This is a genomic window from Aeromicrobium panaciterrae, assembly GCF_039537165.1.
Taxonomy (GTDB): Bacteria; Actinomycetota; Actinomycetes; order Propionibacteriales; family Nocardioidaceae; genus Aeromicrobium; species Aeromicrobium panaciterrae.
Genome location: NZ_BAAAZZ010000002.1, coordinates 2,680,302 through 2,702,338, shown reverse-complemented (window position 1 = coordinate 2,702,338; position 22,037 = coordinate 2,680,302). Strand labels below are relative to the sequence as shown.

20 protein-coding genes are annotated in these 22,037 nt (G+C 67.7%); 5 read left to right on the top strand and 15 right to left on the bottom strand.

The features are described 5' to 3' along the window. The first annotated feature begins 10 nt into the window (after positions 1-10). Entirely contained in the window at positions 11-3,250 is a 3,240-nt protein-coding gene (locus ABD683_RS14140) for a lamin tail domain-containing protein (RefSeq protein WP_344770602.1), read from the top strand. A gap of 57 nt (positions 3,251-3,307) precedes the next feature. On the opposite strand, the gene ilvC is transcribed toward ABD683_RS14140, so the two are convergent. The 8 genes from ilvC to ABD683_RS14100 form a co-directional block, all read right to left on the bottom strand. Beyond that, positions 3,308-4,333: a ketol-acid reductoisomerase gene (ilvC, locus tag ABD683_RS14135; RefSeq protein WP_344770601.1), complete on the bottom strand. Its 1,026-nt coding sequence runs from the start codon at positions 4,331-4,333 to the stop codon at positions 3,308-3,310. A gap of 44 nt (positions 4,334-4,377) precedes the next feature. After that, positions 4,378-4,908, bottom strand: a complete 531-nt coding sequence (ilvN, locus tag ABD683_RS14130; protein WP_344770600.1) for an acetolactate synthase small subunit — start codon at positions 4,906-4,908, stop codon at positions 4,378-4,380. A gap of 106 nt (positions 4,909-5,014) precedes the next feature. Next, positions 5,015-6,784 carry an acetolactate synthase large subunit gene (locus tag ABD683_RS14125; RefSeq protein WP_344770599.1) on the bottom strand — a complete coding sequence of 590 codons (1,770 nt, stop codon included), beginning with the start codon at positions 6,782-6,784 and terminating at the stop codon, positions 5,015-5,017. A gap of 223 nt (positions 6,785-7,007) precedes the next feature. Further along, positions 7,008-7,637: a maleylpyruvate isomerase N-terminal domain-containing protein gene (locus tag ABD683_RS14120; protein ID WP_344770598.1), complete on the bottom strand. Its 630-nt coding sequence runs from the start codon at positions 7,635-7,637 to the stop codon at positions 7,008-7,010. Further along, positions 7,631-9,058: an SDR family NAD(P)-dependent oxidoreductase gene (locus ABD683_RS14115; RefSeq protein WP_344770597.1), complete on the bottom strand. Its 1,428-nt coding sequence runs from the start codon at positions 9,056-9,058 to the stop codon at positions 7,631-7,633. The genes ABD683_RS14120 and ABD683_RS14115 overlap by 7 nt, the downstream gene beginning before the upstream one ends. Positions 9,059-9,064: 6 nt before the next feature. Beyond that, positions 9,065-10,750 (bottom strand): dihydroxy-acid dehydratase, encoded by a 1,686-nt coding sequence (gene ilvD / locus ABD683_RS14110; RefSeq protein WP_344770596.1) that lies wholly within the window; start codon positions 10,748-10,750, stop codon positions 9,065-9,067. Between the two features lie 42 nt (positions 10,751-10,792). After that, a complete protein-coding gene (locus ABD683_RS14105) occupies positions 10,793-11,452 on the bottom strand; it encodes a hypothetical protein (RefSeq protein WP_344770595.1) in 660 nt (219 codons plus the stop codon). Then, positions 11,449-12,090: a SatD family protein gene (locus tag ABD683_RS14100; protein ID WP_344770594.1), complete on the bottom strand. Its 642-nt coding sequence runs from the start codon at positions 12,088-12,090 to the stop codon at positions 11,449-11,451. The genes ABD683_RS14105 and ABD683_RS14100 overlap by 4 nt, the downstream gene beginning before the upstream one ends. Before the next feature lie 71 nt (positions 12,091-12,161). Between ABD683_RS14100 and ABD683_RS14095 the strand changes: the two genes are divergently transcribed. Next, the gene (locus ABD683_RS14095) at positions 12,162-13,016 is read left to right on the top strand and encodes an ATP-grasp domain-containing protein (RefSeq protein WP_344770592.1); all 855 of its coding nucleotides are present in this window, start codon (positions 12,162-12,164) and stop codon (positions 13,014-13,016) included. Here the strand turns inward: ABD683_RS14095 and ABD683_RS14090 are convergent. Beyond that, positions 12,988-14,025, bottom strand: coding sequence for a patatin-like phospholipase family protein (locus ABD683_RS14090; RefSeq protein WP_344770591.1), 1,038 nt, complete (start codon positions 14,023-14,025; stop codon positions 12,988-12,990). The two genes, ABD683_RS14095 and ABD683_RS14090, sit on opposite strands and share 29 nt — an antisense overlap. A 40-nt stretch (positions 14,026-14,065) precedes the next feature. On the opposite strand from ABD683_RS14090, the gene ABD683_RS14085 reads away from it, so the two are divergent. Beyond that, positions 14,066-14,944: an alpha/beta fold hydrolase gene (locus ABD683_RS14085; RefSeq protein ID WP_344770590.1), complete on the top strand. Its 879-nt coding sequence runs from the start codon at positions 14,066-14,068 to the stop codon at positions 14,942-14,944. A 5-nt stretch (positions 14,945-14,949) separates the two neighbouring features. Here ABD683_RS14085 and ABD683_RS14080 read toward each other — a convergent pair whose 3' ends face one another. Genes ABD683_RS14080 through gatC form a run of 5 tightly spaced genes read right to left on the bottom strand, consistent with a single transcriptional unit; the run spans position 14,950 to position 19,063 of the window. Next, positions 14,950-15,312 carry an MmcQ/YjbR family DNA-binding protein gene (locus tag ABD683_RS14080; protein WP_344770589.1) on the bottom strand — a complete coding sequence of 121 codons (363 nt, stop codon included), beginning with the start codon at positions 15,310-15,312 and terminating at the stop codon, positions 14,950-14,952. A gap of 9 nt (positions 15,313-15,321) precedes the next feature. Continuing rightward, complete coding sequence (locus tag ABD683_RS14075; protein ID WP_344770588.1) at positions 15,322-15,762, bottom strand: hypothetical protein; 441 nt, start codon at positions 15,760-15,762, stop codon at positions 15,322-15,324. Between the two features lie 3 nt (positions 15,763-15,765). Then, positions 15,766-17,259 carry an Asp-tRNA(Asn)/Glu-tRNA(Gln) amidotransferase subunit GatB gene (gene gatB, locus ABD683_RS14070; RefSeq protein ID WP_344770586.1) on the bottom strand — a complete coding sequence of 498 codons (1,494 nt, stop codon included), beginning with the start codon at positions 17,257-17,259 and terminating at the stop codon, positions 15,766-15,768. Continuing rightward, positions 17,256-18,773 carry an Asp-tRNA(Asn)/Glu-tRNA(Gln) amidotransferase subunit GatA gene (gene gatA, locus ABD683_RS14065; protein WP_344770585.1) on the bottom strand — a complete coding sequence of 506 codons (1,518 nt, stop codon included), beginning with the start codon at positions 18,771-18,773 and terminating at the stop codon, positions 17,256-17,258. Before gatA ends, gatB begins: the two co-directional genes overlap by 4 nt. Beyond that, positions 18,770-19,063, bottom strand: coding sequence for an Asp-tRNA(Asn)/Glu-tRNA(Gln) amidotransferase subunit GatC (gene gatC, locus ABD683_RS14060; protein WP_425548534.1), 294 nt, complete (start codon positions 19,061-19,063; stop codon positions 18,770-18,772). Before gatC ends, gatA begins: the two co-directional genes overlap by 4 nt. A gap of 84 nt (positions 19,064-19,147) precedes the next feature. On the opposite strand from gatC, the gene ABD683_RS14055 reads away from it, so the two are divergent. Further along, complete coding sequence (locus ABD683_RS14055; RefSeq protein WP_344770584.1) at positions 19,148-19,984, top strand: alpha/beta fold hydrolase; 837 nt, start codon at positions 19,148-19,150, stop codon at positions 19,982-19,984. Here ABD683_RS14055 and ABD683_RS14050 read toward each other — a convergent pair. Next, complete coding sequence (locus tag ABD683_RS14050; RefSeq protein ID WP_344770583.1) at positions 19,981-21,642, bottom strand: NAD(P)/FAD-dependent oxidoreductase; 1,662 nt, start codon at positions 21,640-21,642, stop codon at positions 19,981-19,983. The two genes, ABD683_RS14055 and ABD683_RS14050, sit on opposite strands and share 4 nt — an antisense overlap. Before the next feature lie 32 nt (positions 21,643-21,674). On the opposite strand from ABD683_RS14050, the gene ABD683_RS14045 reads away from it, so the two are divergent. Next, the gene (locus tag ABD683_RS14045; RefSeq protein ID WP_344770582.1) at positions 21,675-22,016 is read left to right on the top strand and encodes a YrdB family protein; all 342 of its coding nucleotides are present in this window, start codon (positions 21,675-21,677) and stop codon (positions 22,014-22,016) included. Positions 22,017-22,037 lie beyond the last annotated feature (21 nt).

Genomic DNA, 22,037 nt, shown 5'->3' with positions numbered 1-22,037 from the left:
CGAGGAACCCATGCGCGTACGCAGAACTGCTGCAGTCTTCCCCGCCGTGATGCTGGCCCTGTCCGGCATCACCGTGATGTCCCTCTCCCAGAGCGCGAACGCTGCCGGCTCGGCCGACATACGCATCACGGAGTGGGAGTACAACGGCTCGGAGTTCGTCGAGCTGACCAACATCGGCAGCGAGAGCCACGACCTCACCGGATGGTCGTTCGCAGACAGTGCGCGCACGCCGGGGAGCGTGAGCCTCTCGGCCTTCGGCAACGTCACGCCCGGCGAGTCGGTGATCCTCAGCGAGGCGACGGCTTCTGCCTTCCGTACGGAGTGGAACCTGCCTGCAACCGTCAAGGTCGTCGGCGGAAACACACAGAACCTCGGCCGCTCCGACGAGATCAACATCTATGACGCGTCCAGCGCGCTCGTCGACCGCCTGACCTACAACGACCAGGGCACGGGTGACGTGAAGGGTCCGCGAACGGACACCGCCAGCGCCTGGGCCAGCGCGGCGAACCTCGGCCTCAACAAGGCAAGCACCTGGACCCGATCCACCGCCGGCGACGCCGAGTCGTCAGCGGTGTCGGCCGGCGGCTTCATCGGCTCGCCCGGCACCAGCACGCTGGGCGGCGCACCCTCCGAGCCCAACCCGGGCAGCCCGACCGACATCAAGATCAACGAGGTGTCGTCGCAGGGTGTCCCGGCCGACTACGTCGAGCTGATCAACACCGGCTCCGCGCCGATCGACATCAACGGCTGGACTCTCGAGGACTCGGCCGCTGCACCTGCTGTCATCGCGACCACGCCGACCGTCATCGCACCGGGTGGCTACCTCGCCCTCGTGAACGGGACCAACTTCCCGTTCGGCCTGGGCAGCGCCGACCTGGTCAAGCTGAAGACCGGCTCGACGCTGGTCGCCGAGTACTCGTGGTCCGCCCACCTCGACCCCTCGTGGGGACGTTGCCCCGACGGCACCGGCGAGCTCAAGCTCAACGTGACGCAGACGCCCGGCGCGGCCAACAACTGCCCTGTCGCCCCGCCCGCCGAGCCCACCGTGAAGATCAACGAGATCGAGTCGAACGGTGACAAGGTCGCCGACTGGGTCGAGCTCGTCAACACGGGCACGGCTGACGCCGACGTGTCGGGCTGGAAGATCCTCGACAATGATCCCGCGCACGTCACGACGCCCGTGGTCGTGCCTGCCAACACCACGATTCCGGTGGGCGGTCACTACGCGATCTACACCGAGATCGCCCAGTCCCCCGGCTTCGGCCTGGGTGGCAACGACTCGGTGACGCTGTTCAAGCAGGACGGCACGCAGGTCGACACGTATGCCTGGACGGCGCACGCCGCGACCACGTTCGGACGGTGCCCCGACGGCACGGGTGACTTCGCGCTGACGACGACGTCGACGCGCGGACTGGCCAACGCCTGCAGCCCCGTGCGCATCAACGAGGTCGAGTCGAGCGGTGGTGATCCCGGCGACTGGGTCGAGCTCGTCAACGTCAGCGATGCTCCGGTCGACCTCACCGGCTGGACGTTCAAGGACAGCGGAGAGCCAGGCTACACGATCCCCAGCGGGTCGATCGCGGCGCACGGCTATGTCGTGCTCGACGAGGCAGGGTTCGGCTTCGGCCTCGGTGGTGCCGACTCCGCTCGGCTGTTCGACCAACACGGCGTCCTCGCCGAGTCCTACTCGTGGACCGCGCACGCGGCCACCACGTACGGACGCTGCAAGGACGCACTCGGCGACTTCACCACGACGGTGGCGCCGACCAAGGGCACCGTCAACACATGCCCCGGACTCAACACCGATGTGTGGCCGGGCGACCAAGTCGTCCACACATCCGATCTGGAGAGCACGTTCGTTCAGGACCTGAGCGGGCTGGCCTTCGATCCCTCCGACCCGGGCGTGCTGTGGGCGGCACAGAACAAGAAGGGCACGCTGTTCAAGCTCGTGCGCGAGGCCGGAAGCTGGGTTCCCGCCGCCGGCTGGCCCAGGGACCCGAAGTACCCCAACGGTTCGGGCGCGCCCGACACCGAGGGCATCACGATCGGCCCCGACGGAACCGTCTACCTCGCCTCGGAGCGCAACAACGATGCGAGTGGTGTGAGCCGCAGCTCGATCCTGAGCTACGACCCCAACGGTTCGGGCCTCACGGCCACGCACGAGTGGGACGTCACCGGCCTGATCCCGGCCAACGGCGCCAACCTCGGCCTCGAGGGTGTCACCTGGATCCCGGACTCGTACCTCACGGGCAACGGGTTCAAGGACGAGAACACGGGACAGGCGTACGATCCGGCCGACTACCCCCTTCACGGCACCGGCGTGTTCGCCGTCGCCGTCGAGGACAGCGGCAACCTGCACCTGTTCGCCCTCCCGTCCGACGGTGGCGCGCCGACCAGGCTCGCCACTGTGGCCAGCGGCTTCCCGCACCTCGCCGACGTCAGCTTCGACCCCGAGCGCCAACGCCTGTGGGCCGTCACCGACGACACACACGATGGCAAGACGTCCCAGCTGAAGATCAGCGGCGGCGCCTTTGTGATCGACACCGCGTACGACCGCCCTGCCGGCATGCCCAACATCAACAACGAGGGCTTGGCGATCTCGCTGCAATCGACCTGCGTGGACGGGAAGAAGGAAGTCGTGTGGGCCGACGACGGCGACACCGACGGTCACTCGCTGCGCTCGGGCACCATCGTGTGCACCGCGCTGCCGCACGACCCGAAGATCACGGCGGACGTGGCAGGAACGCAGGCACCGAGCGGCTGGTACCGCTCCGACGTGACGGTCACGTTCACCTGCACACCGCAGGGATCGCCGCTCGCGGGCTCGTGCCCGGCGCCCGTCGTCCTCACCGCGTCGGCCGTCGACCAGACCGTGACAGGAACGATCTCCTCGGTAGACGGAGGTACGGCCAGCGTCACGGTCGACAACATCGACATCGACAAGGTCCCGCCGACCGTCTCGCTCGGTGACGCCCCCGATCCCAAGAAGTACGCGGGTCCGCTGCCCAAGCCGACGTGTCAGGGATCGGATGCCCTGTCCGGCATCGACACGTGCACCGTGACGGAGAGCCATCCGTCGGGGCTGACCACGGTGTTCACCGCGAAGGCGGTCGACCGGGCAGGCAACGAGTCGAGCAAGCCGATCACGTACGCGACGCTCAAGGTGACGACCTTCACGATCAGCTTCGCCGGTCTGCGGCCGGTCATCACCCCGGTGACGAAGTACATCGTGATCCCCCGGCTGTTCTAGTTGAACAGGCAGAAGGCCCCGACCCCTACGCGGAGTCGGGGCCTTGTTGCGTGCTGGCTAGCGGGCTGCCTGGCCGTCGACGTAGTCGGCGTCCTGCTGCTTCCACGAGAAGTGCGAGCGGAGCACCTTGCCGGTCGCCTCGATCGAGTGGCCGGCCTCCTTCTCACGCAGCTCGAGGAACTCCTTGCCACCGTTGTCCTGGTCGCTGATGAAGCGCGTGGCGAACGAGCCGTCCTGGATCTCTGACAGCACCGTCTGCATCCGCTCCTTGACGGACGCATCGATGATGCGAGGGCCCGAGACGTAGTCGCCGTACTCGGCGGTGTCGGAGACGCTCCACCGCTGCTTGGCGATGCCGCCCTCCCACATCAGGTCGACGATCAGCTTGAGCTCGTGCAGCACCTCGAAGTAGGCGATCTCGGGCTGGTAGCCCGCCTCGGTCAGCGTCTCGAATCCGGCCTGGACCAGGTGGGAGACACCGCCGCACAGCACGGCCTGCTCGCCGAAGAGGTCGGTCTCGGTCTCCTCGGTGAACGTCGTCTTGATGACACCGGCACGTGTGCCGCCGATAGCCTTCGCGTACGAGAGCGCGAGGTCCCACGCCTTGCCACTGGCATCCTGCTCGACCGCGACGATGTCGGGGATGCCACGGCCGGCGACGAACTCACGACGCACCGTGTGTCCGGGAGCCTTCGGGGCGACGAGGAGCACGTCGACGCCCTCGGGGGGCTGGATGTAGCCGAAGCGGATGTTGAAGCCGTGCCCGAAGACGAGGGCGTCGCCCGCGACCAGGTTGGGCTCGATCGACTCGGCGTAGATGTGACGCTGGAACTGGTCGGGGGCCAGCACGACCGTGACATCGGCCTCCTCGACCGCCTCGGCGACCGAGAGCACGCGCAGGCCCTCCGCCTCGGCCTTGGCCTTGCTCTTGGAGCCCTCGGCGAGGCCGACGCGGACGTCGACACCGGAGTCGCGCAGGTTGAGCGCGTGAGCGTGACCCTGGCTTCCGTAACCGATGACCGCCACATGGCGGCCCTGGATGATGCTCAGGTCTGCGTCGTCGTCGTAAAACAGTTCAGCCACTGGGGTTCTTCTCCTTGGGTGTTGCCCGTGAACGGGCGCTGCGGTCAGACTGCCTGAGAGCCGGGAACGGCCCGCAGGGTGCGGTCGGTGATGGAACGGGCTCCGCGGCCGATGGCCACGCGTCCCGACTGGGCGATCTCACGGATCCCGAAGGGTTCGAGCACGTTGAGCATCGCGGTGAGCTTGCCGGAGTCACCGGTCGCCTCGATCGTCACGGCGTCGGTGGCGACGTCGACGACCTTGGCGCGGAACAGCTGCACGGTCTCGAGCACCTGTCCCCTGGTCTGCGGGTCGGTGCGGACCTTGATCAGCATCAGCTCGCGCTCGACTGCGGTCGCCGAGTCGAGCTCGACGATCTTGAGCACGTTGACGAGCTTGTTGAGCTGTTTGGTGACCTGCTCGAGCGGCAGCTCGTCGACGTTGACGACGATCGTCATGCGCGAGATCTCTGGTATCTCGGTCGGGCCGACGGCCAGTGACTCGATGTTGAAGCCGCGGCGCATGAACAGGCTCGACACCCGAGCCAGAACACCGGGGGTGTTTTCAACCAACACCGACAACGTGTGTTGTGACATGGTCAGCCCTCGATTTCTGATCGTCGGGAATTCTGGACAGGCGGTTGCCGGGGCACGTCCCGCTCGACCGCGGAAGATCTCACGGAGCTGCTGAGGGATGAGAGCATCAGAGCACTTCCTCGTCGTCCCAGTCGGGGGCCAGGTCACGGGCGATCTGGATCTCGTCGTTGCTGGCGCCGCCGTGGATCATCGGCCACACCATCGCGTCCCGCTCCACCACGAAGTCGATCACGACCGGTCGATCGGTGATCGACATCGCCTTCTCGATCGTGGCGTCCAGGTCGGCCTCGGACTCACAACGCAGGCCCACGCACCCGTAGGCCTCGGCGAGCTTGAGGAAGTCGGGGATGCGGCGTGCACCGATCGACTCCGGGCCCGTGTTGAGGTCGGTGTTGGAGTAGCGCTCGTTGTAGAGCAGCGTCTGCCACTGGCGGACCATGCCGAGCGAGCTGTTGTTGATGACGGCGACCTTGATCGGGATGTTCTCGATCGCGCAGGTCGCCAGCTCCTGGTTGGTCATCTGGAAGCAACCGTCACCGTCGATCGCCCAGACGACCTCACCGGGCAGGCCCACCTGGGCACCCATGGCCGCCGGGACGGCGTAGCCCATGGTTCCGGCGCCACCGGAGTTGAGCCACTGGCGAGGGCGCTCGAAGTCGACGTAGTGCGCAGCCCACATCTGGTGCTGGCCGACGCCCGCGGCGTAGGTCGCGTTGGGGCCGGCGATCGCGCTGATGCGCTCGATGACGGTCTGCGGAGCCAGACCCGCCTCGGGCTTGTCGTAGCCGACCGGGTACTTCGCCTTGATGCCGAGCATCTGTGCCTTCCACGCGCTGCAGTCGACCGTGAGGTCGTCCTCGGCGGTCTGCTTCTGCAGCATCGCGACGAGATCGGCGATGACCTCGCGGCAGTCGCCCACGATCGGGACGTCCGCCGCACGGTTCTTGGAGATCTCGGCCGGGTCGATGTCGGCGTGGATGATCTTGGCGCCGGGCGCGAAGGTCGAGAGCTTGCCGGTGACCCGGTCGTCGAAGCGGGCCCCCAGCGAGATCAGCAGGTCGCTGCGCTGGAGTGCCGCGACGGCCGCGACGGTGCCGTGCATGCCGGGCATCCCGAGGTGCAGCTCGTGCGAGTCGGGGAACGCGCCGCGGGCCATCAGCGTCGTGACGACCGGGATCTGGGTCATCTCGGCGAGCACCTTGAGCTCGGCGAAGGCATCGGCCTTGATGACGCCGCCGCCGACGTACAGGACCGGACGCTGCGACTCGGCGATCAGGCGTGCGGCCTCGCGAACCTGCTTGCCGTGCGGGCGGGTCGTGGGCCGGTAGCCGGGGAGCGCGAGCTCCGACGGCCAGGCGTACGTCGTCTCGGCCTGGAGCGCGTCCTTGGCGATGTCGACGAGGACCGGTCCTGGACGACCCGTGCCCGCGATGTGGAAGGCCTCGGCGATGACGCGCGGGATCTCAGCGGCGTCGGTGACGAGATAGCTGTGCTTGGTGATCGGCATCGTGATGCCGCGGATGTCGGCTTCCTGGAATCCGTCGGTGCCGATGAGATGGCTCGCCACCTGGCCGGTGATCGCCACGATCGGGACCGAGTCCATGTAGGCGTCGGCGATCGCGGTGACCAGGTTGGTGGCTCCGGGACCGGAGGTCGCCATGCAGACGCCGACTCGGCCCGTGACCTGGGCATAGCCCTGCGCCGCGTGACCGGCGCCCTGCTCATGGCGCACGAGGATGTGGCGGATCTGCTTGGAGTCGAAGAGCGGGTCGTACGCAGGCAGGATCGCGCCGCCCGGAATGCCGAAGATCGTGTCGACCCCGGCCTGCTCCAGTGCCCGCACGAGGCTCTGGGCCCCGGTGAGCTGCTCGGTCATGAGTTCATCCTTCTGTCCATTTCAGTATGCCCGTGGCTTGTCGGTGAGTTCGCATAAAAAAATCCCTCGGCCGTGAGGCATTCGAGGGAGACGCGGGGCCGAACAGGCCATCGCGTCAGTCGTCTACTACGAGAATTTCCACGTACACGCAGATCAGTCTCGTCGCGTCCGCCGTAATGGTCAAGTGTTGAGACGCTACGTACCAGCATGTGGACGTTGCGGGTCACAGCAGCGGGAGCAACGCGTCGTCGCTGGGCACCCGGCCCGTGGCGATCCTGATCCAGGGCAGGTGCTCGTCGACATGTGGAGCCTCACCGCCCGCCTCCAGGTAGGCGTCCGCGAGGCCGGCCGACACCGCCTCCAGGGCCGCGTCGAGCAGCGGCGGCGGCTCCACCTGGGGAGCTGAGCGGGCAAGATCGTCACCGTGCACCACGAGCTCGATGAGGCGGGTGAGCACGTAGTCGTCGCGCGATATCGCGCCCCCCCGTGGGGTCCGCACGACGTCAGCACGCAGCGCGTCGAGGGCCCGGAACCCGATTCGGGCGCAGTTGTCGATGCCGCCGAGGACGTCACCGGCGAACGACATCGCGAGCTGCGCCGTGCCGTCGGCGATCTCCCGCGACAGGCTCCCGTACTGGGAGAGATAGGCCCGCAGGGTCATCGGCGACTCCCCCTTGGCAGGCCCCAGCACGGACAGCTCGAGGAACGAGCGGCCGATGTGGGTCACCAGCTCGTGGATGTTCCACGCCTCGAGCACGCTCTGCCGGCCGGAGTGGTCGAGCAGCCCGGATGTCTCGATCCAGTCCCGCAGGGACCGCCACTGGCCACGGAGCAGCTCGGCATTCGTCACCATGGGGACGGCACGTAGTCCTTGAGGAACACGCCATACAGGTCGGTGCCCGCCTCGCCCTGCACGATCGGGTCGTAGACGCGAGCCGCGCCGTCGACGAGGTCGAGCGGAGCCTTGAATCCCTCCTCGGCGAGCCGCACCTTGGTCGGGTGCGGACGCTCGTCGGTGATCCACCCGGTGTCGACGGCGGTCATCAGGATGCCGTCCTGCTCGAGCATCTCTCCCGCGCTCGTGCGAGTCAGCATGTTGAGGGCTGCCTTGGCCATGTTGGTGTGGGGATGGCCGGGCCCCTTGTAGCGGCGGCTGAACTGGCCCTCCATCGCCGAGACGTTGACGACGTACGTACGCCGCGCTTCCGCTGCCGCCATCGACGGTCGAAGCCTGCTGACGAGGATGAACGGCGCCGTGGTGTTGCAGAGCTGCACCTCGAGGAGCTCGAGCGCATCGACCTCGTGCACACGTTGCGTCCAGCTGTTGATGTCGACCGTGTCGGGCACCAGTCCCCCGGCATCGATCCGGTCGAGGTCGGCCGATCCCGCGGTCAGCGCCATCGCGGTGAGCTCCTCGGCCGTGTGGGCGTCACCGGCGAGCACGGGGTGCGAGTCGACACTGCCGACGAGGGCCGCGGGGTGTGCGTCGCTGGTGTGACCGAACGTCAACAGCTCCGGGAGGGGTCCTTCGGGCAGCGGCGCGTTCTCGGCCTCGGCGAGCGGGGCGTACGCGCCGGGCGTACGGCGCACGGTCTGTGCCGCGTTGTTGATGAGGATGTCGAGCGGGCCCAGCGAAGCGACCGAGTCGGCGAGTCCGACGACCTGCGCCGGGTCACGCAGGTCGATGCCGACGATGCGCAGCCGGTGCAGCCAGTCGGCGCTGTCGGGCATCGCGGTGAACCGGCGTACGGCATCGTGCGGGAACCGCGTCGTGATCGTCGTGTGGGCGCCGTCGCGCAGGAGGCGCAGCGCGATGTACATGCCGATCTTGGCGCGACCTCCAGTGAGCAGGGCGCGCTTGCCGGACAGGTCGGTGCGGGCATCGCGCTTGGAGTGGTTGAGCGCGGCGCAGTCGGGGCAGAGCTGGTGGTAGAACGCGTCGACGAGGGTGTACTTCTGCTTGCAGATGTAGCACGCCCTCGGCACCAGCAGCGTGCCCGCCGTCGCACCCTTGGCGTTGGAGACCAGCGGGATGCCCTCGGTCTCGTCGTCGATGCGGGTCGGTGATCCCGTGGCCGTCACGGCCACGACCGCCCGATCGGCGGCCGCGACCTGGGCTCGCTTGTCGAGGCGGCGGTTCTTCTTGACGTTCTTGTAGAACTTCCCGCACGCGCGACGCAGTGCCACGTAGTCCGGGTCGTCCTCGATGAGCTGCTCGGCAGCCTTGAGCACCTTCAGCGCGACGGCCAGCTCGTCGGGATCAATGTCGGACACGGGTTCCTAGCCGCAGACAGCGCCGTCAGCGGCTGAGCTGACGAGCTTGCGGTACTTCGCGAGCACACCGGTCGTGTACTTCGGCGGCATGGGCTCCCAGCCGACCTTGCGCGCGTCGAGCTCGTCGGCATCGACCTCGACCTCGAGCGTGCGGTTGGCCATGTCGAGCACGATCGGGTCGCCGTCCTTGACGAACGCGATGGGTCCGCCGTCTACGGCCTCGGGTGCCACGTGGCCGACGCAGAGTCCCGTCGTACCGCCGGAGAAACGGCCGTCGGTGAGGAGCAGGACATCCTTGCCGAGGCCGGCGCCCTTGATCGCGCCGGTGATGGCCAGCATCTCGCGCATGCCGGGACCGCCCTTGGGACCTTCGTTGCGGATCACCACGACATCGCCTGCGACGATCGTGCCGTCCTCGAGGGCGTCCATGGCCGCGCGCTCGCCGTCGAACACCCGTGCCGTACCGCGGAAGACGTCGGAATCGAATCCGGCGCTCTTGACCACGGCACCGTCGGGGGCGAGCGAGCCGCGGAGGATCGTGAGCCCGCCGGTCTTGTGAATCGGCTTGTCGAGCGTACGGATCACGTCGCCGTCGAGCTTCTCGGTGATGTGGGCGAGGTTCTCCGCCATCGTCTTGCCGGTGACCGTCATGCAGTCACCGTGCAGCAGGCCGGCATCGAGCAGCGCCTTCATGATCACGGCGGTACCGCCGGCCTTGTCGACGTCGTTCATGACGTAGCGGCCGAACGGCTTGAGGTCGCCCAGGTGCGGCACCTTGTCGCCGATGCGGTTGAAGTCCTCGAGCGTCAGCGGCACCTCGGCCTCGCGGGCGATCGCCAGCAGGTGGAGGACGGCGTTGGTCGAGCCACCGAGTGCCATCGTGACGGTGATGGCGTTCTCGAACGCCTCCTTCGTCATGATCTGGCGGGCGGTGATGCCCTTGCGGAGCAGGCCGACGACGGCCTCACCCGATGCGATGGCGAACTCGTCGCGTCGACTGTCGACCGCCGGAGGCGCGGCGGAGCCGGGAAGGCTCATGCCGAGCGCCTCGGCGGCGGTGGCCATCGTGTTGGCGGTGAACATGCCACCACAGGCACCTTCGCCGGGACAGATGGCCCGCTCGATCTTGTCGACCTGTTCGCGGGTGATGAGTCCCTTGATGCACGCGCCCACGGCCTCGAACGCGTCGATGATCGTGACGTCCTTGCCGTCGACGTTGCCCGGCATGATCGAGCCGGCGTACAGGAACACGCTGGCCAGATCGAGGCGTGCAGCAGCCATCAGCATGCCGGGGAGGCTCTTGTCGCAGCCCGCGAGCAGGACGGACCCGTCGAGGCGCTCAGCCATCATCACGGTCTCGACCGAGTCGGCGATGATCTCGCGGCTCACCAGCGAGAAGTGCATGCCCTCGTGGCCCATCGAGATGCCGTCAGACACCGAGATCGTGCCGAACTCGAGCGGGTAGCCGCCACCGCCGTGCACGCCGGTCTTGACCGCCTTGGCCAACCGGTCGAGTGACAGGTTGCACGGCGTGATCTCGTTCCAGCTCGATGCCACACCGATCTGCGGCTTCTCCCAGTCGTCGTCGCCCATGCCTACCGCACGGAGCATTCCTCGCGAAGCTGTCGCCTCGAGGCCGTCGGTGACGGTGCGGCTGCGCGGTTTGATGTCGATGGGGTTGTCAGATGCCATGCGCCAAGCGTACGACCGCGTGTCGACGCCTCTGTGTGAGGATCAGAACAGTGGGACGAAGGCCAGTGCGAGGCCCCAGCTCACGAAGCTGCCGATGAGGACGTACTCGGCTCTCAGACCTTCGGGCTTGTCGCGGGAGATCTCGGGGAATCGCAGGATGCCCTTGGCTGCCACGACGATCGCGATCGCGGGAAGGTTGCCGGTCACGGCGCACGCGAACACGAACCAGCGCTCGAGCGGACCGAGCACGCGACCGCCCTGCAGATCGTCCTCCTGCTCGAGGACACGCGGGCCCGTGAGGCTGAGCACCTCGCGTACGACGACGTTGGCGGCGCTGGTGAGGAACAGGACGACGCCGATGCCGAGCGCGAAACGGTCGAACGGGACCGTGGCGAGGCTCGGCACGGCGAGGTCGTCGAACCAGCCCTGGATCGGCACGTCGTCGAATGTCAGCGTGCCGGACAACGCGATGAGGACGATGGCGTAGACCGCGAGCAGGGTGATGCCGGCGAACGAGTCGCTGCGCGCCGCGACGATCCAGACGAAGACCGCGATCCCGAGCAGCGGCGCGAGCCACAGGATGTTCCAGCCTGCGCCGACGAGGAGCAGGCCTGCGATCACGACGACGAATCCGGGCAGGACGCGACGACCGATGATGTCAGCCGCTCCGATGGAGGCGAGAAGGACGGCAAGGACGGTCATCGGGGAACCTCCGCGATCGACTCGACGAGGACGTTGACTCCGGAGCGGTGACGCTGGGACACCGCTGAGGTCGAGATGCCTTCGTCAGCGGCGATCTGGGCAAGCTTCTTGCCGTCGAGCACGCCGAGCGCGATGCGCCGTTGGCGCCCGTCGAATTCGCTGACGATCGTGTCGCGACACAGCAGATAGGCGTTCACCAGGTCCCCCTTGTCTGATCCTTCACGCACGATCCTGGTCCGCAGTCCCGGGAACTGGCGCCCCTTCGCCTTGGCGTCATCGATGGCCTCGCGTGCCGACCACCATGCCTGACCGTCCTGAGTCAGACCGTACGCGGAGCTGCCGACGATCTCCACCTCTCCCTCGCCGATGCCGAAGCGACAGTCCATGTCCTCGGGAAGGGCGAGCCGTACGAGCGCCGTGGCGTAGAGCGCTCCGTGGAGATCGGCGTAGACGCCCTGGAGCTCGTCGCCGATCGTGGGTTCGAGCGCCTGGAGGGCTGGGATCCGCTGGTTGACCAGGTCGAGGGCGGCGATCAGGTGCTGCTGCGCCTTGCCCCGTGACGCCTGCGCGCGAGAGCCGACCAGGTCGCCGATCACGGCGTACTGGACCGCATCCTTGAGTGAAGTGTTTTGCTTCATTCCTTCATAGTGAAGCCATTTGCTTCATTTGGCAAGGTTCAAGCACATGGCTTCATCGATAGAATGCAACCGTGAGCATCGCACTGGCCTCCGCTGCCGACTTCCGTGACCTGGACCATGACCTCCCCCTGCTCCTCGACGCAGCCGCGACGCGCGGCATACAGGCCGAGATCGCGATCTGGGACGACCCCGCCGTCGACTGGTCGTCCTACGACGCCGTGATCGTCCGCTCGTGCTGGGACTACACCAACCGGCGAGACGAGTTCCTCGCATGGGCAGCATCCGTGCCGACGCTCCACAACAGCCACGACGTGATCAGGTGGAACACCGACAAGGTCTACCTCCAGCAGCTCCAAGAGGCTGGCGTACCCATCATCGAGACCCGCTGGGACATCTCCGAGGGCGACGACATCGGCCAGCACGACGAGTGGGTCGTGAAGCCGACAGTCTCGGCAGGGTCACGTGACACCGCGCGGTGGACCTCCCGTGATGACGTCTACGCGCACTCCGCCGCGCTCGTCGCCGCAGGCCGTACGTCGATGACACAGCCCTACATCGCCTCGGTCGACGACGAGGGCGAGACCGCGATGCTGTTCTTCGGCGGTACGTTCTCGCACGCGATCCGCAAGGGCGCGATCCTCGCGAAGGGCGAAGGGGTCCGCCAGGATCGCGACGGTCGTGGTGAGAACCCCTTGACGCGCAACCCCACCGACGCCCAGCACGCCGTCGCAAGGCAGGCGCTGGCAGCGACCGATCAGATCCTCGGTCGCGATGCGGGGCTGCTGTATGCCCGTGTCGACCTGGTCACCGCGGCCGACGGATCACCACTGGTCATCGAGCTCGAGCTGACGGAGCCCAGCCTGTTCCTGCCCTGGTCCGACGGCGGTGCCGAGCGGCTCATGGATGCGATCGTCGCTCGGGCTTGACGCCGGGGTGCATCCCGTCGGGGTGCTCGTCGATCCACTTGCGGGCGGCGGCGTAGCCCGAGTCGTACAAGAGCTGCTGCTGGTCGGCTGAGAGGTCGAAGTCGGTCCACTTGATGCCCCTCGGCTTGGCGAAGATGCTGCGCTCGACGTTGGCGGGATCGTTGACGTGACGCACCTGGGTCGAGTCGACCGTCGTGTAGACCAGGCTCAGGATCATCGAGATCGGGCCGGTGATCGGCTTGGCGAGCTCCTGCTCGTTCGACGGTGAGCTCAGTCGGATGCCGACCGTGGGCCAGCGGCTCGGCAAGCCGTCGTCGCGATCGAAGATCTCGATGGGATAGCTGCGGAGGAGCGAGCCGTCCGCCAGCGTCGAGACGCCGTACCTGCCCTTGAGCGTCACCGGCTCGAACATGAACGGGATGGCGGCCGACGCTCGCACGGCCCGCGAGACCGGGAACGTGTCGGGGTCGACGTCGTACTCCTGCAGGTCCCACGGGAGGTACATCAACCGTTGGCGCGACAGGTCGCTCGCCGTCACCACGAGCCGGTAGGACTGCTCAGGATCCAGTGCCGAGCCCGGATCGGGGAACGCGAGGTCGCCGAACGTCTCGACGCCCAGATCGCGCAGCACGCCCCGTGTCCAGTCCTCGAGGTACTTGCCGTGATACATCCCCTGGTTGAACACGATGCCCAGACCGTTGGCGATCGCGGGCCACCAGCGGAACGCCCTGCCGGCCCCGCGCCGGTCGAGCATCCTGGTGTAGTCGAGCGTGCGCATGATGTCGTCGACCCGGCTCATCGGCTCGCCCCGCTGCTGCATCGCGACCATGATCGCGCCGACCAGGGCGCCGGCGGACGAGCCCGCCACGCGCTCGAAACGGTAGCCGTCCTCGGCCAGCGCCACGGCAGCGCCGACCAGTGCGATGCCCTTCACTCCCCCACCCTCGAGAACGAGGTCGGCCCTCTTGGCCGTGGCGTCGCCCGCGGCCTCGGGAGGGAGTGTGGCCATGACGCCACTCTACGGACGCGGCAATGCGACAATTCACGGCGTGACCACACCCACGGCGTTCGTCCGCTACTACGACGTCATCAGCGCCGACGGCACCCGGCTGCGCGCGTGGACCAACGACGCTGAAGGCCCCACCGTGCTGCTGTCCAACGGCCTGGGCACCAACCCGCACGCCTGGCCGTCGCTGCTCAGGCCCGACTGCGGCGTGCGCGTCATCTCGTGGAACCACCGGGGCACGGGCGGGTCGGCGCGCCCGGCCGACGACCGGGTCGACCTCGACGCGTTCGTCGAGGATGCGGTCGCCGTGATGGACGACGCAGGTGTCACCACCGCGACGGTTGCGAGCTGGTCGGCCGGTGTCACGGTCGCCTTCGAGCTCGCCGGCCGCTTTCCCGAACGGGTCAACGGGATCCTCGCCGTCGCCGGCGTACCCGGCAACACGTTCGCCACGATGCTGGCACCGATCAGGGTGCCGCCGTTCATCGCCAAGCGCCTGATGGTCGGCCTCGCCCGGTCCGGGGGATTCTATGGGCCGGTGATCGCCCCCATCAGCCGGCGCATCCCGTGGACCAATGCGACTGCCAACATGCTGCGCTGGTCACGGCTGATCAATCCTGCCGCCGATGTGGGCGAGCTGCGTACGCTGCTCCAGGAGTTCTGCACGACGCACCCGTCCTGGTATGCCAAGCTCGCCCTCGGCGTCTCGGAGCACCAGCGGGTGTCACTGTCGTCGATCTCCGTGCCGACCACGTTCATCGCCGGCAAGTGGGACATGCTGACCGGCGCGCGCGACATGCTCTCGGCATCCAAGCGGATCGAGGGTTCGCGTTATCGCGAGCTCGCATCGACGCACTTCATCCCGATCGAGTTCCCCGAGATCGTGCTCGACGAGCTCAAGCTGCTGCTCGACCGAGTGTGACGGGTCTAGTCCGCCGCGGCGCGTTGTCTCGGTTTGGCGACGGCGTGCCAGGCGTCGTCGATCAGGTCGGCGACTGTGTCCCAATCCGTCGTCTCGTCGAGTCGCACGCCGACCCAGCCGCGGGTGCCGACGTACGGCGGAATGAAGTACGTGTCGGGGTCGTCATCGATCAACGGCTCCCGCGCACCCTCCGGGCACGCGATCCAGATCGCGACCCAGTCGACGCCGTGGTGATGGTCGAGAAACATTGCGAACTGCGGCGACTTCTCGATGAACCAACCGGGACCGCCATGGCTCAGCCGCTCGGTCACGAGCGGCTGCTGCAGTGCGATCTCGCGCACCCGTGCCAGCAGTTCGCCAGTGTCCATGCCAGGAGGCTACGCGGGACGCACCCCGTCTGCCCGACGCATGACCTCGTCACAGATGCGCTGGGCTCGGGTCACCCAGAGCTCGTTGCCCTGCTCGCCCGAGACCAAGCTTCGAACCCAGCGCCCGTCATCTGCCCTGAAGCGGATCCCGAACAACGCGGGCTCCGCCTCGGCGATCTGGTCGAGCGGTATTGATCTGACACGGCCGAAGTCTCTGGCAAACAAGACGCCGTCGGCAATTTCCAGCTTGGCCGTCCACACACTGAGGAGCAGAAGCGCTCCGGGCACCGCAAGAAGAAAGACGTTCAGGACGGGTGTCGCCACACCAGCCACGACCCCGAACAATCCCAATGCCGTGCACAAGAGCCGCCCAAACCACGAATTGGTCCAGCGCTCGATGCCGGTTTCATAGCGCGCGACCTGCCACCGGCTGTCGCGACGACCAGGCACGGGTCACCTGAGCTTTTCGAGGATGAGCTCGCGTACGCGGCCGGCGTCGGCCTGACCACGCATCTCCTTCATCACGGCACCGATCAATGCACCGGCGACACCGAGGTTGCCGGCGCGGATCTTCTCGGCCGCATCGGGGTCGGCCTCGATCGCCCGGTCGACGGCGGCGCCGAGTGCGCCGTCATCGGAGACGACCTCGAGCTTGCGGCCGACCACGACCTCCTTGGCCGTGCCCTCACCGGCAATCACGCCGTCGAACACCGAACGGGCGAGCTTGTCGTTGATGCGACCAGCGTCGATGAGCGCCTGGATCTCGGCGACCTGTTCCGGCGTGATGCCGAGGGCGTCGAGGTCCGTGCCGGTCTCGTTGGCGCGTCGGGCCATCTCGCCGAGCCACCACTTCTTGGCAGCCTGCGGAGTCGTACCGGCTTCGACCGTTGCGACGATCAGGTCGAGCGCACCGGCGCCGATCGTGTCGCGCATGTCGAGGTCGGAGAAGCCCCAGTCGGCCTGCAGGCGCGCACGGCGTACGGCGGGAGGCTCGGGCAGCGTCGCCCGCAGCTCCTCGACCCATTCGCGCGACGGCGACACCGGAGCGAGGTCGGGCTCGGGGAAGTAGCGGTAGTCGTCGGCGTCGGACTTCTCGCGGCCCGACGACGTCGTGCCGCTGTCCTCCTGGAAGTGCCGCGTCTCCTGCAGGACCTTGTCGCCCGCGTCGAGGATGCCCGCGTGACGAGAGACCTCGTAGCGTACGGCGCGCTCCACCGACCGGAACGAGTTGACGTTCTTGGTCTCCGAGCGGGTGCCAAGCGTGTCGGACCCCTTGGGCTTGAGCGAGAGGTTGACGTCGGCGCGCAGCGAACCTTGGTCCATGCGCACGTCGGAGACGCCGAGGCCGCCGATCAGGTCACGCACGTGGGAGACGTACGCGCGGGCGACAGCCGGAGCCTTGTCCGCCGGGACCTCGATCGTGCGGGTGACGATCTCGATCAGCGGGATGCCGGCACGGTTGTAGTCGACCAGCGAGTAGTCGGCGCCGTGGATACGGCCGGTCGAGCCGCCGACGTGCAGCGCCTTGCCGGTGTCTTCCTCCATGTGGGCGCGCTCGATCTCGATGCGGTAGGTCTCACCGTCCACCTCGACATCGACGAAGCCGTCGAACGCGATCGGCTCGTCGTACTGCGAGGTCTGGAAGTTCTTGGGCATGTCGGGATAGAAGTAGTTCTTGCGCGCGAAGCGGCACCACTGTGCGATCTCGCAGTTGAGCGCGAGGCCTATGCGTATCGCCGACTCGACGGCCTTGGCGTTGACGACCGGCAAGGCGCCCGGCAGTGCGAGGCACACAGGGCACGTCTGGGTGTTGGGCTCGGCGCCGAACTCGGTCGGGCAGCCGCAGAACATCTTGGTCGCGGTGTTGAGCTCGATGTGGATCTCGAGTCCCATCACGGGGTCGTAGCGGGTGATGGCCTCGTCGAACGGAACCAAGGTCTCGGTCATCGGGCCACCTCCAGCTCGGGAGCCTGCGCCAGCAAAGAGCCGCCCCACTTCTCCTCGAGCAGACGCTCCAGGGCTGCGCCGGCGTTGTAGAGACGGTCGTCGGCCTTCTGCGGCGCGAGGAACTGCAGACCCACGGGGAGCCGGTCCTCGTCGGCGAGGCCGATCGGCAGCGACAGTCCGGGGATGCCGACCAGGTTGGCCGGGATCGTGGCAACGTCTTGCAGGTACATCGACAGCGGGTCGTCCAGCTTGGCGCCCAGCTCGAATGCCGTGGTCGGCGAGGTCGGCGAGACGAGCACGTCGACCTTGGCGAACGCTGCGGCGAAGTCGCTGGCGATGAGCGTGCGAACCTTCTGGGCCGAGCCGTAGTAGGCGTCGTAGTAGCCGCTCGAGAGCGCGTAGGTGCCCAGGATGATGCGGCGCTTGACCTCGTCGCCGAAGCCGGCGTCACGGCTGGAGGCCATGACCTGCTCGGCACTGGGGTCGTCGTTGCCGGTGGGCGGCACGCGTACGCCGTAGCGCATCGCGTCGAAGCGGGCGAGGTTGCTGCTCGCCTCGCTCGGCATCACGAGGTAGTAGGCGGCGAGGGCGTGCTCGAGGCTCGGCAGCGAGACCTCGACGACCTCGGCCCCGGCGCCGGTGAGGAGCGCGACGGCCTCGTCGAAGCGAGCGCGTACACCGGGCTGGAAGCCGTCGCCGCCGAGCTCGGTGATGATGCCGACCTTGAGGCCCTTGACGTCGGCCTTGCGCGCCGCGGCGACCACGGCCGGCACGGGTCCGTCGATGCTGGTCGAGTCACACGGGTCGTGGCCGCCGATGAGCTCGTGCAGCAGCGCCGCGTCGAGCACCGAACGGGTGACGGGGCCGGCCTGGTCGAGGCTGCTGGCGAGGGCGACGAGTCCGTAGCGGCTCACTCCGCCGTACGTCGGCTTCACGCCGACCGTGCCGGTGAGGGCACCGGGCTGGCGGATCGAGCCGCCGGTGTCGGTGCCGATCGCGAGCGGCGCCTCGAACGCGGCGACCGCGGCAGCGGAGCCACCACCGGAGCCGCCGGGACTACGGGTGATGTCCCACGGGTTGTAGGTCGGGCCGTACGCGGAGTGCTCGGTCGACGAGCCCATCGCGAACTCGTCCATGTTGGTCTTGCCCAGGATCGGCAGACCGGCGGCCTTGATGTGCCGGGTGATCGTGGCGTCGTACGGAGGGATCCAGCCGTCGAGGATCTTGGAGCCACACGTGGTGGGCAGGCCGATCGTCGCGACGATGTCCTTGACCGCGATCGGCACACCGGCAAGGGCGTGCAGCTTCTCGCCCTTGGAGCGGCGGGCGTCGATGTCGGCGGCCGTGGCGAGAGCACCCTCGGCGTCGACGTGCAGGAACGCGTGGATCGTGCCATCAACGGCGGCGATGCGATCGATGTGCGCCTGGGTCACCTCGACGGAGCTGGCGTCGCCCTTTGCAAGCGTCTGTGACAGCTCGTCGGCTGTCGCCGTGGTCAGATCACGCGTACTCATTCTTCTCCCAGGATCTTGGGCACGCCGAAGCGTCCCTGGTCCGACGCCGGTGCCATGGCGAGCGCTTCGTCCTGCGTCAGGCTCGGGCGTACGACGTCCTCGCGGAACACGTTGTTGACGGGCACCGGGTGGCTCATCGCCTCGACGTCGTCTCCGGCAGCCTGCTGAACGGCTGCGACGTACTCGAGGATCGACGGCAGCTCGGTGGCGAGATGGTCGAGCTCGGCGTCACTCAGGTCGATGCGCGCGAGGCCGGCGAGATGGGCGACGTCGGCGCGCGAGATGCCCAAGGGCTCAGACATACAGATCCTTGCAAAGGTGGTTGGGGGTACCGATTCATCCTAGTGACCGGGCCATCCCTGCAAAGATGCAGCATGACCTCCGAGCGAATCTCCCAGTTCAGCAACGGACGCTTCACGTTCGACGTGATCGACAGCGGTCCCATTGACGGCACTCCCGTCGTGCTCCTGCACGGCTTCCCCCAGCGCGCTTCGTGCTGGAATGCGGTGTCAGCACATCTGCACGCGGCGGGCATGCGTACGTATGCGCCCGACCAGCGCGGCTACTCCCCCGGCGCCCGACCTCGCAGCCGGTTCGCGTACGGCGCCAAGGCGCTGACCTCTGACATCACGGCGTTGATCGACACCATCGGCACGGGTCCCGTACACCTCGTCGCCCACGACTGGGGCGGCGCGATCGCCTGGTCGGTTGCCGGCAACCACGCCGACAAGGTCTCGACGCTCACTGCCGTCTCGGTGCCACACCCCGGCGCGTTCCTGCGATCAATGCTCAGCAGCACGCAGGCGTTCAAGTCTTACTACATGGGCCTGTTCCAGTTCCCGTTCCTGCCGGAGTGGATCTTGAGCAGCGGCCGTGGCGACAAGCTCCTGCGCGGTGGTGGCATGACCAAGGAGATGGTCAAGCAGTTCCACACCGAGATCGTCGACTACGGCGCGCTGCCTGGCGGGCTCGGCTACTACCGCTCGATGTTCCGCGTTGCGCCGAGCCAGTTCGGCAAGAAGGTCGGCGTCCCGACGACGTACGTCTGGAGCGACAACGACATCGCGCTGGGGCGCAAGGGTGCCGAGATGAACCAGCGCTGGGTCACCGGACCGTACGAGTTCGAGATCTTCGAGGGCGCCACACACTGGATCCCTGACGAGCGACCGGCCGAGCTGGCTGCCAGCATCATCAAGCGCGTGAAGGGTTAGTCCGGCGCTGGTGCCAGATGCGCGTGCACGAGCGACACGGCACCAGCGCCTTCGCCGCTGGCGGATGCCACGCGCTTCATCGAGCCCGAGCGGATGTCTCCGGCCGCGAAGATGCCTGGCACGGTGGTCTCCAACGGAGCCGGTGGCAGTCCGTCGACCCACATCTCCCTCGGGACGTCACGCCCGGTGAGGATGAACCCGTTCTCGTCGCGCGCCACCTCGTCCGGCAACCAGTCACAGCCGGGCTCCGCACCGAGCAGCAGGAACAACCCGTCGACCGGTACCCGCTCCACGGAGTCGGCCTCGAGGTCGATCCACTCGAGTCGCCCTTCACCACCACCGTCGACGATGCGCGATCCGGTCCGTACGCGGATGCTGCGGTGCGTGGCGATCTCGTTGACGAGATACGCCGACATGGTCTCTTCGAGAGACTGACGGCGTACGACGATCGTGACCCTTCGCGCAAACCGAGCAAGGTGGATCGCGGCCTGGCCCGCCGAGTTTCCTCCGCCGACGACGAAGACCTCGCGACCCTCCATCTCGCGTGCCACGCTGGTCGCGGCGCCGTAGTGGACGCCGAGCCCCACGAGTTCTTCGAGGGCTGAGACGCCGAGGCGGCGGTAACTGACACCGCACGCGATCAGCACCGCGCGTGCCTGGATCACGCCGTCCTCATGGGTCACGTCGTGGAGGTCGCCGACCGTGAGCCCCTGGACCGGCCGACCCGTGAAAATGCGGGCACCGAAACGGGTGGCTTGCAGCCTGGCACGAAATGCCAGACGCATGCCCGAGATGCCCCGCGGGAAGCCCAGGTAGTTGCGGATCATCGAGCTCGTGCCGGCCTGTCCGCCCACCGCCTCGGACTCGAACACGACGGTCTGCAGGCCTTCGGAGGCTCCGTAGACGGCAGCGGCGAGCCCTGCCGGTCCGGAGCCGATCACGACGAGGTCAGCCACGTAGTCGTCACCGAGCTCGGACGGCGATCCATAGAACGAGCTCGCGACCAGGTGCTCGTTGGCTGCCGCGAGCGCAGGCCACGCGAACGCCTTGACGATCGGCAGCTCGGCACCCTCGCCGGCCTCGGCGATCAGCTCTTCACCGACCGGGCTGTCGGGGCGGTAACGGGTCCACGGCACCGCCATGCGGTCGAGGAAGTCGCGGATGCCGGCCACGGCGGGCTGGTTGCCGTCGTCGACGATGCGTACGCCGGCGATCTCCGGCGTCGAGGTCGTCGTGGCCCATTCGGAGAGATACTCGGCGATCGCGGTGTGGAACTCCTCGTCGCGGGGCCCCTGCGGGATCAGCAGGTACGTGTCGAGCCGCCCGACCGCGAGCGCAGGGCGCAGCTCGTCGAGGGATCGTTGGAACGAGCCGAACGGGGTGAGCACGATGCGCCGGCTGCTCGGTGACACGTTGCGCAGCACGTCGAGGACGTCGACGGCGTTGATCTCGAGCTCGAAGTCGACGCCGATGAGCGCGATCGGCTGGCCGTCGGCGATGACGGAGGCCGCGTAGTCGGTGACGGTCAGGACGTCGGTCACGATCCGCACGTCGTAGTCGCGCGCATACCGACTTGAGAACTCGTCGTCCAGCAGCTCACGGTTGGCCTCGGTCACGACGAGCAGGATCACCGGGCTCGGGCGTGGAGTCTCGGTCATGGCGAAAAACTACCGGACCCTAGGCTGGGCACATGACGACCCAACCGACCATCGGCGGCCGCGACCTGGTCGCCTTCCTGTGCGAGCTCGCGATGTTGGTGCTGCTGGTCGGCGCCGGGCACGGCATGGTGTCGGGCTGGCGCGGCTGGGCACTGGGGGCATTCCTGGCGTTCGTCGTCGTCGGCATCTGGTCGCAATGGATGGCACCCACCTCGGCACGACGCCTGGCCAATCCGCAACGGTTCTTCGTCCAGGTGTGCCTGTTCATCACCACGGCGCTGTATGCCGCGGCCGGCGGACTGACGATCTGGGGCATCGTCTTCGCCGTCGTCGCGATCGCCGCCTTCGGTTCGCGCCTCCGTACGGATCCCTAGAACCTCGCCCCGACCGCCTGA